This window comes from Pseudomonas sp. PA-1-3F, assembly GCF_021609665.1.
In the GTDB taxonomy this organism is placed as follows: Bacteria; Pseudomonadota; Gammaproteobacteria; order Pseudomonadales; family Pseudomonadaceae; genus Aquipseudomonas; species Aquipseudomonas paracarnis.
Genome location: NZ_WJZD01000005.1, coordinates 25,195 through 38,298, shown reverse-complemented (window position 1 = coordinate 38,298; position 13,104 = coordinate 25,195). Strand labels below are relative to the sequence as shown.

The 13,104-nt window shown below is 61.4% G+C and carries 14 protein-coding genes; 8 read left to right on the top strand and 6 right to left on the bottom strand.

Annotation, left to right across the window (positions count from 1 at the left end; translation table 11 throughout):
* Nucleotides 1-40: 40 nt before the first annotated feature.
* Genes GIV26_RS04715 through GIV26_RS04695 form a run of 5 tightly spaced genes read right to left on the bottom strand, consistent with a single transcriptional unit; the run spans nucleotide 41 to nucleotide 4,446 of the window.
* Complete coding sequence (locus tag GIV26_RS04715) at nucleotides 41-802, bottom strand: ABC transporter permease (protein WP_236279577.1); 762 nt, start codon at nucleotides 800-802, stop codon at nucleotides 41-43.
* A complete protein-coding gene (locus GIV26_RS04710; protein ID WP_034127545.1) occupies nucleotides 799-1,998 on the bottom strand; it encodes an ABC transporter substrate-binding protein in 1,200 nt (399 codons plus the stop codon). Before GIV26_RS04710 ends, GIV26_RS04715 begins: the two co-directional genes overlap by 4 nt.
* The gene (locus GIV26_RS04705; RefSeq protein WP_034127546.1) at nucleotides 1,985-2,788 is read right to left on the bottom strand and encodes an ABC transporter ATP-binding protein; all 804 of its coding nucleotides are present in this window, start codon (nucleotides 2,786-2,788) and stop codon (nucleotides 1,985-1,987) included. The genes GIV26_RS04710 and GIV26_RS04705 overlap by 14 nt, the downstream gene beginning before the upstream one ends.
* A complete protein-coding gene (locus GIV26_RS04700) occupies nucleotides 2,785-3,846 on the bottom strand; it encodes an acyl-CoA dehydrogenase family protein (RefSeq protein WP_236279576.1) in 1,062 nt (353 codons plus the stop codon). Before GIV26_RS04700 ends, GIV26_RS04705 begins: the two co-directional genes overlap by 4 nt.
* A gap of 39 nt (nucleotides 3,847-3,885) precedes the next feature.
* Complete coding sequence (locus tag GIV26_RS04695; protein ID WP_054897387.1) at nucleotides 3,886-4,446, bottom strand: carboxymuconolactone decarboxylase family protein; 561 nt, start codon at nucleotides 4,444-4,446, stop codon at nucleotides 3,886-3,888.
* A 103-nt stretch (nucleotides 4,447-4,549) separates the two neighbouring features.
* Here GIV26_RS04695 and GIV26_RS04690 point away from each other — a divergent pair, with 103 nt between their 5' ends.
* Nucleotides 4,550-5,455, top strand: a complete 906-nt coding sequence (locus tag GIV26_RS04690; protein WP_057975801.1) for an AraC family transcriptional regulator — start codon at nucleotides 4,550-4,552, stop codon at nucleotides 5,453-5,455.
* Here GIV26_RS04690 and GIV26_RS04685 read toward each other — a convergent pair.
* A complete protein-coding gene (locus GIV26_RS04685) occupies nucleotides 5,452-6,363 on the bottom strand; it encodes a LysR family transcriptional regulator (protein ID WP_236279575.1) in 912 nt (303 codons plus the stop codon). The two genes, GIV26_RS04690 and GIV26_RS04685, sit on opposite strands and share 4 nt — an antisense overlap.
* A gap of 116 nt (nucleotides 6,364-6,479) precedes the next feature.
* On the opposite strand from GIV26_RS04685, the gene GIV26_RS04680 reads away from it, so the two are divergent.
* From GIV26_RS04680 to glgA, 7 genes are all read left to right on the top strand, one after another.
* The gene (locus GIV26_RS04680; protein ID WP_054919182.1) at nucleotides 6,480-7,475 is read left to right on the top strand and encodes an aldo/keto reductase; all 996 of its coding nucleotides are present in this window, start codon (nucleotides 6,480-6,482) and stop codon (nucleotides 7,473-7,475) included.
* 133 nt (nucleotides 7,476-7,608) lie between these two features.
* Nucleotides 7,609-8,067, top strand: a complete 459-nt coding sequence (locus GIV26_RS04675) for an SRPBCC family protein (protein ID WP_034127551.1) — start codon at nucleotides 7,609-7,611, stop codon at nucleotides 8,065-8,067.
* A gap of 93 nt (nucleotides 8,068-8,160) precedes the next feature.
* On the top strand, nucleotides 8,161-8,607 hold the full coding sequence (locus tag GIV26_RS04670; RefSeq protein ID WP_034127552.1) for a DUF411 domain-containing protein: 447 nt from the start codon (nucleotides 8,161-8,163) through the stop codon (nucleotides 8,605-8,607).
* A 3-nt stretch (nucleotides 8,608-8,610) separates the two neighbouring features.
* Nucleotides 8,611-9,054, top strand: a complete 444-nt coding sequence (locus tag GIV26_RS04665; protein ID WP_236279574.1) for a YqaA family protein — start codon at nucleotides 8,611-8,613, stop codon at nucleotides 9,052-9,054.
* Nucleotides 9,055-9,099: 45 nt separating this feature from the next.
* Nucleotides 9,100-10,101 (top strand): alpha/beta fold hydrolase, encoded by a 1,002-nt coding sequence (locus GIV26_RS04660; RefSeq protein WP_236279573.1) that lies wholly within the window; start codon nucleotides 9,100-9,102, stop codon nucleotides 10,099-10,101.
* A 25-nt stretch (nucleotides 10,102-10,126) separates the two neighbouring features.
* Nucleotides 10,127-11,080 (top strand): D-2-hydroxyacid dehydrogenase family protein, encoded by a 954-nt coding sequence (locus GIV26_RS04655; protein ID WP_236279572.1) that lies wholly within the window; start codon nucleotides 10,127-10,129, stop codon nucleotides 11,078-11,080.
* A gap of 454 nt (nucleotides 11,081-11,534) precedes the next feature.
* Nucleotides 11,535-13,091 carry a glycogen synthase GlgA gene (gene glgA, locus GIV26_RS04650; RefSeq protein WP_072446413.1) on the top strand — a complete coding sequence of 519 codons (1,557 nt, stop codon included), beginning with the start codon at nucleotides 11,535-11,537 and terminating at the stop codon, nucleotides 13,089-13,091.
* Nucleotides 13,092-13,104: the final 13 nt, after the last annotated feature.

Genomic DNA, 13,104 nt, shown 5'->3' with positions numbered 1-13,104 from the left:
CGTCAGGCGGGTTCGGAGCCTCGACGCCGGTTGCAACAACCTAGCCGCCATGCACCCACAGCCGATGCAACCAACGCGCAAACGCATCCAGCGCGAACCCCAGCACCCCGATCACCACTACCATCGCCATCAACTCCGAATACGCGAGCCGATCACGGGTGTCGAGGATGTAATACCCCAGCCCCGCACTGACCCCGAGCATTTCGCAGGGCACCAGCACGATCCACAGGATGCCGATGGCCAGGCGCACGCCGGTCAGCACATGCCCTACCACGCCAGGAATGACCACCCGGCGCAAGGTTTCCCAACGCGTGGCGCTCAAGCTCTTGCTCAACTGTAACCAGCGCGGGTCGAGCTGACGCACGCCCGCTGCGGTGTTGAGCATGATCGGCCAGACAGCGGCAAAGGCCAGCAGGAAATAGATTGGCTGGTCGCCCACGCCCATCAGCATCACCACGATCGGCATCCAGGACAGCGGCGAAATCATCCGCAGAAACTGGAACGCTGGCGTGGTCGCCGCCTCCAGGTTACGCGAACTGCCCACCAGCAGCCCGAGGGGTACGCCTACCAACAACGCGATAAACAGCCCGACGAAAATACGCTTCAGGCTCACGGCGATATGCAGGTACAACTCACCCCGCCCGAGCAATTCCCACAAGCTGCTGGCGGTGGCCGCCAGGGAAAAGCGCGCCGACAGGCCATCGGCCTCGCCGAACACTTTCACGCCCAACCACCACAGCACCAACAAACCCGCCAAGCCACTCAGCCCCAGCCACCAGCCGGGGATTCTGCTGTTGTTCAAACGCCGATCTCCTCGTGCCGCTCATAACCATCCGGCAAACCGAAGGTCTGCATGCCACCCACGGCTTCGATCGCGTTGCGCACGAAGCGGTCGTCCACCAGGTCCTTGGCCACGAAGGCTGGGTCCAGGTCCGTGAGAAACTTTTTGTCGCCTTCGATCAGGGTGTCCTTCAAGCGCCGCACCAGTTCTTCGGTGTAGCTGGGGAACGGGTACGGTTGGAAGTCGATGCGATGCTCGTCCCAGTTGGCGTGCTGGATCGCGCCGTCGGCCACGTAGGAGGCGCGGTCGCTGGCCGCCGGCGCCAGGACTTTGCTCAACACCGGTTCGGCATGGGGCGTGTAACGGTTCGGGCCATCCTTGGACAGCAGCTTCACCGCCTCTTCACGGTTGTTGCGGGTCCACACCTGGGCCTTGACGATGGCGTTCACCACCTTCTGCGACCACTCCGGACGGTTGGCCAGGTCGTGCTCGTGCATGAACACCACGCAGCACGCGTGGTTGCGCCACACGTCACCTGTGAAGCGCTGCACGCGACCGACCTTGAGGTTTTCTGCCAGGGCATTGAACGGTTCGGCGACGATGTAGCCGTCGATGCGTTTGCTGGCCAGGGCCGGAGGCATGTCCGAGGGCGGCAACACGATCAGGTTGACCTCATTGGCGGCAATCGAACTGCCGGTGGCACGAGTGACCGGCGTGAGGCCGTTATCGCGGAACAGTTGCTGCACCACCACGTTATGAATCGAGTACCAGAACGGAATCGCCACCGACTTGCCACCCAGTTGCTTCACGTCGGTAATACCTGGGGATACGGTCAAGCCCGAACCGCCCACATGGTTCCACGCCACGACTTTGGCCGGCACTTTACTGCCGTAGCGCGCCCATACGGTCATTGGCGACAGCAGGTGTATCACGTTGACCTGGCCGGAGATAAACGCCTCGATCACCTGGGCCCAACTGCGCAACAACACTGGCCGCTCGGCCTTGATGCCTTCGGCTTCGAACAGGCCGTTGTTGTGGGCCACCAGCAGTGGCGTGGCGTCAGTGATAGGTAGATAGCCAATACGCACCGGCGCGTCGGGCTCGTTGGCGGCACGCGCCTGCAGGCTGCTCAGCAGAGGCAAGGCGCCGGCGGCACTGAGCACGGCGGAGAGTTTGAGAAAGTCACGGCGCGAGTGGGCCAGGTCATCCAGACACATAAGTAAACTCCTGTTGTTCAAGGGGGTTGGGTTGAGGGCGGCTCGCCTGCCGTAAGGTTTTCAAAATTTCGATACGCAGCGCGCCGATGGCCTCGACCTGTTCTTCCCGAGGGTGCGGCAAATCGATAGCCCACTCGCCCAACGTCCGCGCCGGGCGGTTACCCAGTAGCAGGATGCGGTCCGACAGCAGCAGCGCTTCGTCGATGTCATGGGTGATCAATACCGCCGCCGAGCCCTGCTCACGATTGACTTTGAGCAACAGGTGCTGCATGTCGGCGCGGGTCACTTCGTCCAGGGCGCCGAAGGGTTCGTCGAGCAGCAACACTTGTGGCTGACGCGCCAGGCAGCGAGCCAATGCCGTGCGCTGGGCCATGCCACCGGACAATTGCGCCGGGAACTGCTGGCGCGCAGGTTCCAGCCCTACCGCTGCAATGGCGTGGTCGACACGCCGGCGGCGCTCTTCACCACTCAAGTGCGGTTGGCGGGCGAAATCCAGACCAAAGGCGACGTTCTTTTCCAGGGTCAACCAAGGCAGCAGGCTCGGGTCTTGAAAGGCCACCACCACGCGCGGATGCGGGCCGCTCAATGGCTCGCCCAATACCTGCACACGGCCAGATTGAGGTACCTGCAAGCCAGCCAGCACCCGCAGCAGGCTGGATTTGCCCACGCCGCTGGGGCCCAGGATCGACACCACTTCACCCGGTTGCAAGTGCAAGTCGAAGCCTTGCAACACCGGCCCGCTGCCGTACCCCAGGCAAATGCCCTGGGCCGTCAATACCGCCTGGCTCATAGACTGGCCTGGCGGTGCAGCTCGGTACGCAGTTGCACCAGGCTAGGCGTCACAATCGGCACAAAGGCCGACTCGCGCCAGCGCCGCGCAAAACCGCTGCCGTGGGCGGTAAGGTAGGCCTTTCCGCCACTGGCTTGCAGTTCAAGCTGTACAGCGCTGGCGGCGGTTTCGGCCAAGGCGATACGCAGTTTGAACAGCGGTATGGGCTCGGCGGTAAAGCGCCCGGCCAACAGCCCCTTTTCAAGCTCGTTGACCAGATGATCCAGCGTTGCGCGCAGGGCTTCCAGCTCGTCGCGCAACACGGTACGACTGGCGCCCAAATGGTGGGCTACTTCAGCCAGGCAACGCCGTGCCAAACCAATCGACATACCGCACTGCAAGCCCAGAAACGCCGGGCGTACCGCCGGTAAAAACTTGCGCGCATCTTCGTGCAACAACCACTCGCGACTCAGCTCCACGCCTTCCAGGCCAAGCGCTGCGGTGTTGCTCGATTGCAGCCCGAGCAGCTCCAGGTCACGGGAGCGCTGCAACCCGGCCACCGAATCCGGAATGGCCAGGATAAATGGCGCGCCGCCCCCGGCATGCTCGATGGCCGCCGCAGCGACAAAGCCATTCTTGCGCAAGTTGGTCACCCAGTGCAGGCGACCGTTGAGGATCCAACCGTGGTCGTTGGGCTCGGCGCTGATCTGCAACGTCTCGATACCCGACAGGAACTTCATCGCATTCGACAACCCTGTGGCGCCGGCCAACTTGCCGCTGAGCAGGTCTGGCATCAGCTGCTCGCGCAAGCGCTGATTGGGGCTCTGCAGCAGGTACTCGATAAACGAGCGCTGGCCCCAGCACACAAACGCCGCAGCCAGGGAATGGCTGGCCACATTGGCGATGGCCTCGACCGCACCCGCCACATCGCCGCCCAGGCCGCCCAGGTGGGTGGGCACGCCGATTCTCAGAATATTGGCTTCTGCCAGCCGTGGCAGCACTTCCTGTGGATCGCAACTGCCCACGTCCAGGGCCTGCGCTTGAACATCGAGCCAACGGCTCAAGATTGGGTCAAGCATTCATGTCTCTCCTTTTACAGCAGGTGGGCCAACGCCGAATCAGTTGGCCGGTTTTTCCCAACGGTATTGCGCCAGCTCCGGGTTCAGCGGGGTGCGGGCAAACACGTTGGCGAAGTTGCACAGGGTTGCCAGGCTGACACCCAGGATGACTTCCAGCGCGTGGCCGTCGGTGTAGCCAGCGGCGCGGAACGCCTCAAAGCCCGCGTCACTCACATCCCCACGGGTGGCGATCACTTCACGGGTAAACGCGGCAAGTGTCTCATAGCGCGCGTCAGGCAACTCACCCCGGCGGCGCAAGGCCTCGATCACCTCCTCGGGCAACTTGGCTTTGTTGCGGGCAACCGCCGTGTGGCCAGCGACGCAGAAATCACAACCGTGGGTAGTAGCGGCAATCAGTTGCACCACTTCACGGTCGGCCAGGCTCAGCTCGGCCTTGGCATTCAAGCCGGAGACGGTGATGTAGGTTTCCAGCGCAGCCGGTGCGTTGGCCAGTACGCCCAGTAGGTTAGGGATAAAACCCGAGCCTTTCAGCGCGTTTTCCAGAAAGGGCTTGGCGGCTTCCGGTGCGGTTTCAGGCGTGAGCAACGGTACACGGGACATGAAGTGGACTCCTGTTGGGTTTGAATGCCCCAGTCTGTTGGTTCTAAAAAAAGCGCTCAATAGGCTAAAGTAGCGATTACTTGCTCTTGAGTCTTTCCATTAGATGAATTCGTCCGATGTACTTGTCGATTGGTTATTAGATAGCCTCGAACTCAACACCAGCCTGTTTCACGTCGGCCGTTATTGCGGTGACTGGCACGCGAGCACCCATGGCCTGGCGCAGGCGAGCTTCCACTTGATTGTGCAAGGCGAATGCTGGCTGCATATCGACGGTGATCCAACGCCCCAACACCTGAACAATGGTGACGCGGTGTTCCTGCTGCGTGACTTTGCCTTCAGGCTTTCCGGCCAAGCCACGGCGGCCGGCGCCCAGCAGTGCCCACGCCGCTCGATGCTGCCTCTCGATAGCACGGCCACGGACGGCGTAGGATTAGTCTGCGGTTTCTTTCACTTCCAATCCGGATTGTCGACGCTGATTGTCGACACCCTGCCCAGCTGGATCATCCTGCGCGCCGGCGACCCGTCGCTGATGGCTGCACGCAACCTGTTCGAATTGATCCTGCAAGAATGCGCACGCACCCCAGCGCCCTCTTCCGCGCTGCTGGAGCGCCTGTGCCACCTGCTGTTCCTGTATGTGCTGCGCCAGCAAGTGCTCGACAACACCGAGCTTGGCGGCCTTGCGGCGCTTGGCCGGGCACCGGCGTTCGCACATTTGCTGGAGCAATTGATAGCCCGCCCCGCCGAGCCCTGGAGCCTGGAAAGCATGGCGGCCTGTACCGGGTTGTCGCGCTCGGCGTTTTTCAAGCGCTTCAGCGAACTGTGTGGGCAGTCGCCCGGGCAAGTGCTGCTGATGATCCGCATGCGCCACGCCTGTGGGTTGCTCAAGGCGGACCAGACCGTGGCCGAGGTTTCGCTGGCGGCCGGGTATCAATCGGTGGCGGCGTTTACCCGAGCCTTCCATAAAGTCACCGGGCAACAGCCTGGTGCCTATCGAAGGGCGCAAGCCTAGCCTTGTAAGCCGGTGCCGGGCCGAGCGCACAACTGCACCAGCCAATCGACGAACACCCTCACCCGCTGCGACAACTGCCGATGAGGCGGGTACAACGCAGTCAGCGCCATCTTCGGCACTGCCACATCAGGGAGCACCTGCACCAGCGCGCCCTCGGCCAGTTGGCGCAGGGCGTGATAACGAGGTGCCTGGATCAGCCCGTAGCCGGCTTCGCACGCAGCGAAGTAACCGGCAGAGCTGTTCACGGCAACCACTTTCGGCAGGTTGATCGGATGCAACTCGCTGCCCAGCAGAAATTCCAGGCCAAATCGTTTACCGCTGGCGCTGGACACGTACTCGACCATTTGGTGTCCAGCCAACTGCTCCAGGCAACTGGGCGTGCCCATGAGCTCAAGGTACGCGGGGCTGGCCAGAGTCAGTTGTTCCATCATCGCCAAGGGGCGCGCCACCAGCGATTCATCCAGGGCCGGACCACCGCGCAACACGCAATCGACGCCTTCGCGAATCAGATCCACTGGCCGGTCATTGAGGCCGATCTCCAACTCGATCTGTGGGTACAGCGCGGTGAACGTTGGCAAGGCCGGAATCACAATCAAGCTCCCAATGCCTGAGGGCATATCGATGCTCAATGTGCCCCAGGGGTTCTGGCGCCGCGTGGAGAACACCGCCTCGGTTTCCTCAAGATCAGTCAGCAATTGCACGCAACGTTGGTAGTACGCCGCGCCATCCAGGGTCGGGCTGACGTGGCGCGTGGTGCGCTGCAGCAGTTGCACGCCGAGATGGGCCTCCAGTTGCTTGATCAGGATCGTCACGGAGGCGCGTGGCAATTGCAGGCTGTCGGCGGCCTTGGCAAACCCGCCCAATTCAACAATCCGAGTGAACACGCGCATGGCGTTAAAACGATCCAATAAAATGCTCCCGTGGGGAATTGTTTAGATATTACGAACAGTGATAGCACTTTTAGCGGGTTTATCTGCATTTTTTCAAGGGTAACAATGGGCCCCTCATCACAAGGAGCTTCCCTATGCACACTCGACAACTCGGTAAAAACGGCCCGCATGTGTCCGCCATCGGCCTTGGCTGCATGGGCATGACCGATTTCTACACGCCCGGCACCGATACCACCGAAGCCACCGCAACATTGCACCGCGCCCTGGAGTTGGGCGTCAACTTTCTCGATACCGCGGACATGTACGGCCCGCACACCAATGAGCAACTGATCGGCAAGGCTATTGCCGGCAAGCGCGACCAAGTGTTCCTGGCCAGTAAATTCGGGATTGTGCGCGACCCTGCCAACCCCGTAGTGCGCGGGGTGAATGGCCGGCCCGAGTATATCCGCAACGCCATCGACGGCACCTTGCAACGCCTGGGGGTGGATACGCTGGACCTGTACTACCAGCACCGTATCGACCCCGACGTGGCCATCGAAGAAACGGTCGGCGCCATGGCCGACCTGGTGAAACAGGGCAAAGTGCGCTATCTGGGCCTGAGCGAGGCGTCCGCCGCTACTCTGGAACGGGCGCATAAGGTCCATCCCATCAGCGCCCTGCAAAGTGAATATTCGCTGTGGAGCCGCGACCAGCAAGACAATGGTTGCCTCGCCGCCTGCCAGCGCCTGGGCATCGCGTTTGTGCCGTACAGCCCGTTGGGCCGAGGTTTTCTCACCGGCGCCTTGAAGAGCCCGGATGATTTCGGCGCCGATGATTACCGACGCTTCAGCCCGCGCTTTCAGGGTGAGAACTTTGCGAAAAACCTGTTGCTGGTAGAACAGGTCAAGAGCCTGGCGGCAGACAAAGGTGTCACGGCCGGGCAACTGGCGCTGGCCTGGGTATTGGCCCAAGGCGATTACATCATCCCGATTCCCGGCACCAAGCGGCGCACCTATCTGCAAGAGAATGTGGAGGCGCTGTCGATTTCTCTCAGCGCTGACGAACTGGCTGCGCTGGATGCGATCTTCCCTGCCAATGCAACCGCAGGCCTGCGTTACCCCAAGGAAGTGCTGGCCATGCTGGATATCTAGCGTCTGCTGGAAACCCTTGTGGGGGCCGTTCTCAGCGGGATTGATCAACGGTCTGCCGACTCTCGTGCAAAGCATGGGAGTCAGACTATTCTCACAGCTCCTAGTGTAAAACCCGCCACACAGGAGGTGTGTCATGCACGCGACTGAGCATTCGGTCCGCTTGGAGCAGATCAGTCAGGAACGGTTCATCCAGGCGCCGATCGAGGCGGTTTATGACTATGTGACCCAGCCCGACCGCTGGCACGAGTGGCACCCCACCTCCCTCAGCGCCGACACCGGCACCACCGGCTCATTACCGGTCGGCACGCGTTTTACCGAAATCATCGACCTGCTGGGCATACGCGTCCCCATGAGTTACCGCGTACAAATCGCCCGCCGCCCCAGCGAGTTCAAGACCGTGTTCACCTCCCTGGCGGTTGACGGTTGCATCCATTACTGCTTGCGCGCTCATCAGGGCGGCACCCTGTTCAAACGGGTGCTGACTTACGAGACTGAACTGCAACTGGCGTCTTTGCATGAGCGCATGGTCGCGTTGTCGTCAATTGCGTTGGACCGGCTCAAGCAGCGGCTGGACAATCCGGGGTTCGTATAATTTAGAAACATTACCACGACGTCACATTGCAAACATGCCGGCAAAAGCAGGGAGAATGCCCGGCTTATTGCCGCGCCTTCAGTGAGACCCACGATGAAAACCCCATTGCGACTGGCCCTGCTCAGTGCCCTGTTTACCACCACCCTGGCCCAGGCCGCCGAACTGATCCCCATCGATGTACACCGCGACGCCAACTGCGGCTGCTGCAAGAAGTGGATCAGCCACTTGGAGAGCAACGGTTTCAAGGTCAACGACCACGTTGAAGCCGACATGAGCGCGGTGAAACAACGCTTGGGCGTGGCGCCACGCCTTGGCTCCTGCCACACCGCGGTGATCGACGGCAAGTTCGTCGAAGGCCACGTACCCGCCGAGCAGGTCCTGGCTCTGCGCAAGCGCAACGACCTGCTGGGCCTTGCCGCACCGGGCATGCCATTGGGCTCGCCAGGCATGGAAGTAGACGGACGCAGCGAGGCGTATCAAATCATTGGCCTGACCCGCGACGGCGAAGACGTGGTGGTAGCGGACTACCCGGCTCACTGACCGGTGTTGATGGGGTACCTGGGGCTGTTCGGCGCGGCATTTGGCGCCGCGACGTTATTGCCCCTGCAGTCGGAAGCTGTGCTGGTCGGCCTGCTGCTCAGCGGGCATTACAACCTTTGGCTGCTGCTGGTCATCGCCACCCTGGGTAATGTGCTGGGCTCGCTGGTCAATTGGCTGCTGGGGCGCTCGGTCGAGCGCTTCAAAGAGCGACGCTGGTTCCCGGTGAGCGCCAGTCAGTTGAACAAGGCTCGCAGCCATTACGCGCGCTGGGGGCACTGGACGTTGTTGCTCAGTTGGGTGCCGATCATTGGTGATCCGCTGACATTGGTGGCTGGGGTGATGCGTGAGCCGTTGTGGCGTTTTCTACTGCTGGTAACCCTGGCGAAAAGCCTGCGGTATGGCGTAATCGCAGCGCTGACGTTGCAGTGGGCGTTAATCCCCCGTTAATCGCGGGCAAAGAGCATCCGGGCATCTGTCTCGGAGCCAAAACCCATGCCTTTTATCCGTACATTATGCGTAGCCGGTTTGTTTTCGGTCAGCGCGGCGCCCGTGTTAGCTGACACCTACGGCCCTGAGTTGCAGGGCTTTGCATACCCCTACCCTTTGAATCATTTTGCCTTCCAATCCCAGGGCAAATCCCTGCAAATGGGCTACATGGACGTCCCCGCCACCGGCACTCCAAACGGCCGCAGCGTGGTGCTGATGCACGGCAAGAATTTTTGCGGCGCTACCTGGGAGGGTTCGATCAAGGCGCTCAGTGACGCCGGTTACCGCGTCATCGCCCCGGACCAGATTGGTTTTTGCACCTCCAGCAAGCCCGACCACTACCAGTACAGCTTCCAGCAACTGGCGACCAACACCCATCAACTGTTGGAAAAGCTCGGCATTCAAAAGGCCACGGTGATCGGCCATTCCACCGGCGGCATGCTCGCCACACGCTATGCGCTGATGTACCCCCAGCAAACCGAACAGTTGGGGCTTGTGAACCCCATTGGCCTGGAAGACTGGAAAGCCCTCGGCGTGCCCTACCAGAGCGTCGACCAGTGGTACCAGCGCGAGCTGAAACTGAGCGCCGACGGTGTACGCAACTACGAGCGAAACACCTATTACGTTGGGCGCTGGAAACCCGAGTACGAGCGCTGGGTAGACATGCTCGCCGGCCTGAACCAAGGCCCGGGGCATCTTCAGGTTGCCTGGAACTCGGCGCTGATTTACGACATGATCTTCACCCAACCGGTGTACTACGAGTTCAAGGACTTGCAGGTGCCCACCCTGCTGCTGATCGGCACCAGCGACACTACCGCCATCGGCAAAGATGTGGCGCCGGCGGCGGTCAAGGCCAAAATTGGTCATTACGAGGTACTGGGCAAGCAGGTGACCAAGCTGATTCCCCGCGCCACGTTGGTGGAGTTCCCCGGCCTGGGCCATGCGCCCCAGATGGAAGAGCCGGAACAGTTTCATAAAGCCCTGTTGCACGGGTTGAACGCCCTTTAATTGCCACTTTTCGAGGCCCGCGTGCATGTCGATACAAATCGCAGTGATGGATGATTGGCAAAACGTGGCCAGCGACGTGGCAGATTGGTCGGCGCTGGACAGCGTGGGCAAGGTGCATTTTCTCCACGACTACCCCGCCGATACCGCCACCATGATCGAGCGCTTGAAAGGGTTCGAGGTGATTTGCCTCATGCGCGAACGCTCAACCTTTGACAAAGCCCTGCTGCAAGGGCTGCCCCAGCTCAAATTGCTGGTGACCGGCGGCATGCGCAATGCCGCCATCGACCTTCCCGCAGCCAAGGCCCTGGGCATCCAGGTATGCGGCACCGACAGCTATAAACACGCAGCTCCGGAGCTGACCTGGGCCTTGATCATGGCCTCTACACGCAACCTGCTCGCCGAAGCCAACTCGCTGCGCGGGGGCGGATGGCAGGTCGGCCTGGGCGGCGACCTGCACGGCAAGACATTGGGCGTCCTGGGGCTGGGCAGTATTGGCCAGAAAGTCGCAAGGTTCGCCCAGGTCTTTGGTATGCGGGTGATTGCCTGGAGTGAGAACCTCACGCCCGAGCGAGCGGCGGAATCAGGGGTGAGTTGGGTCAGCAAGCGCGAGCTGTTTGAGCAGGCGGACATTCTCACCATTCACCTGGTGCTCAGCGAGCGCAGCCGTGGCCTGGTGGATGCGCAAGCGTTGGGCTGGATGAAGCCCACAGCGCGCCTGGTAAATACCGCACGCGGGCCGATTGTGGACGAGCAGGCACTGCTGCAAGCATTGCGCAGCGGACGCCTGGCCGGGGCGGCGCTGGATGTGTTTGCCGAGGAACCGCTGCCGGCTGACCACCCGTTTCGCCGCTTGCCCAATGTGCTCGCAACGCCACACGTGGGGTATGTGAGCGAGCAGAATTACCGGCAGTTCTATCAGCAGATGATCGAAGATATCCAAGCCTGGGCCGAGGGTGTGCCCCTTCGCGGGCTCGCCTGACGCACCATTAAAGTGCACCCCCCCTGTGGCGAGGGAGCTTGCTCCCGCTGGAGTGCGAAGCGCTCCCAAGATTTTGGGGCCGCTACGCAGCCCAGCGGGAGCAAGCTCCCTCGCCACAGGAGCATATCGTTAAAAGTTTTTTGTCCTACAAAATCTGCATGAAAACCCAGCAGGCGCTGGGATCTGTCCTAGACTCATGACCGATGGGTCCGTTCCAAAACAAAAACCCCGCAAAAAATCTAAACTTTCGAAACCTGCCGCTGGTCAAGTTTTAGGTAAGGGCGAGCACGCGCGCTTCAGGCCGAATGCCCGCTCATCCAATCTTTTTTAGCCGACGTTACAACTGGCATACGCCTTGCCAGCTTGTATAGCGCTTGTGTGCCTGGCCGCAGGATGCGGTCACTCGGAGCTGATGGCAGCGGGCCATTAGCCAACCAACAGATGGGAGTGCATTATGATCAGTGCCGCAGTAGATACTCAGGGAGAGCGTTTTAGTCAGCCGGCAGGAGGGCCAAAGTCTTTGGCCGACCTGCCCAACACTGTGCGGCCGGTCGTGAGTCAGAATCCGAATCGAAAGAAAGTCTTGTTTGTCACTTCCGAGTTCGCGGACCTGGTGAAAACCGGCGGCCTGGGCGACGTCTCCGCGGCCCTGCCCCGCGCCATGGCGCACCTGCATGACGTGCGGGTGCTGATTCCGGGTTACCCGCAAGTGATGGAAAGCGATAACCCGATTCATATCGTCGGTGAACTGGGTGGCCATGCCGCGTTGCCCCCGTGCAAGATCGGGCGCATGGACCTTGCGGACGGCCTGGTCATCTATGTGCTGATCTGCCCCGAACTGTATGAGCGCGAAGGCACGCCCTACGGCGCCAACAACGGCCGCGACTGGCCGGACAACCATATTCGCTTTGCCCGCCTAGGCTTGGCTGCCGCGGACATTGCCGCCAACCTTGCACAAATCCACTGGTGCCCAGACCTGGTGCACGCCCACGACTGGCCTGCGGGTCTGGCCCCCGCGTATATGCACTGGCGTGGGTCACGTACGCCAACCCTGTTCACCATTCATAACCTGGCCTACCAGGGCGTGGTCAGCCTGGCCTCGACGCCCGAGCTGGGCATTCCGCCCCACGCCCTGCAACAGGAAGGCATGGAGTTCTACGGCAAGATGTCGTTTCTCAAGGCGGGCATGGCGTATTCCAGCCATATCACCACCGTGAGCGCCACCTACGCCCAGGAGATCACCACCCCGGAATTCGGTTGCGGCCTGGATGGCTTCCTCGCCAGCAAGACCCAGCAAGGTCTGCTCAGCGGTATTCCCAACGGCATCGACGAAAGCTGGGAGACGTCCACCGACACGCATCTGATCCACAACTTCAATATCGGCGACTGGGAAGGCAAGGCTATCAACGCCGCCCACGTGCGCGAGCTGTTTGAGCTGCAGCCATCCAGTGGTCCGCTGTTTGCTGTGGTCTCGCGCCTGGTCTACCAGAAAGGCCTGGACCTCACCGAAGCCGTCGCCGGTTTCATCGTCGAAAACGGCGGCCAGATTGCGATCATCGGCCGTGGCGAGCCGGAAGAAGAGCAGGCCATGCGCGAATTGGCACTGCGCTTCCCGGGCCAGGTGGGCGTACGCATTGGCTTCAACGAGACCGATGCGCGCCGCATGTTCGCCGGCAGCGATTTCCTGCTGATGCCGTCACGCTATGAGCCCTGCGGCCTGAGCCAGATGTATGCGCAACGCTTCGGCTCGTTGCCGGTGGCGCGTAACACCGGCGGCCTGGCGGACACCATTGAGGATGGCGTCACCGGGTTCCTGTTCAATGAATCCACGGTGCAAAGCTACGAAGAGGCGCTGCGCCGCGCCTTCAAGGTGTTCGCCTTCCCCGGTCTGCTCAATGCCATGCGCAGCCGTGCCATGACCCAGCCGTTCAACTGGTGCCAGGCCGTGGAACCCTACGCCGAACTCTACGAACAACTGGTGGCCAAGGCCCTGGGGAAATCGAACAAGTAGCGACTGGAACAAC

What these genes read in the sequence shown, in the direction of transcription:
- GIV26_RS04710 (WP_034127545.1), bottom strand. Translation starts at nt 1,998, where the DNA reads ATGTGTCTGGATGACCTGGCCCACTCGCGCCGTGACTTTCTCAAACTC.
- GIV26_RS04705 (WP_034127546.1), bottom strand. Translation starts at nt 2,788, where the DNA reads ATGAGCCAGGCGGTATTGACGGCCCAGGGCATTTGCCTGGGGTACGGC.
- GIV26_RS04700 (WP_236279576.1), bottom strand. Translation starts at nt 3,846, where the DNA reads ATGCTTGACCCAATCTTGAGCCGTTGGCTCGATGTTCAAGCGCAGGCC.
- GIV26_RS04695 (WP_054897387.1), bottom strand. Translation starts at nt 4,446, where the DNA reads ATGTCCCGTGTACCGTTGCTCACGCCTGAAACCGCACCGGAAGCCGCC.
- GIV26_RS04690 (WP_057975801.1), top strand. Translation starts at nt 4,550, where the DNA reads ATGAATTCGTCCGATGTACTTGTCGATTGGTTATTAGATAGCCTCGAA.
- GIV26_RS04680 (WP_054919182.1), top strand. Translation starts at nt 6,480, where the DNA reads ATGCACACTCGACAACTCGGTAAAAACGGCCCGCATGTGTCCGCCATC.
- GIV26_RS04675 (WP_034127551.1), top strand. Translation starts at nt 7,609, where the DNA reads ATGCACGCGACTGAGCATTCGGTCCGCTTGGAGCAGATCAGTCAGGAA.
- GIV26_RS04670 (WP_034127552.1), top strand. Translation starts at nt 8,161, where the DNA reads ATGAAAACCCCATTGCGACTGGCCCTGCTCAGTGCCCTGTTTACCACC.
- GIV26_RS04660 (WP_236279573.1), top strand. Translation starts at nt 9,100, where the DNA reads ATGCCTTTTATCCGTACATTATGCGTAGCCGGTTTGTTTTCGGTCAGC.
- GIV26_RS04655 (WP_236279572.1), top strand. Translation starts at nt 10,127, where the DNA reads ATGTCGATACAAATCGCAGTGATGGATGATTGGCAAAACGTGGCCAGC.
- glgA (WP_072446413.1), top strand. Translation starts at nt 11,535, where the DNA reads ATGATCAGTGCCGCAGTAGATACTCAGGGAGAGCGTTTTAGTCAGCCG.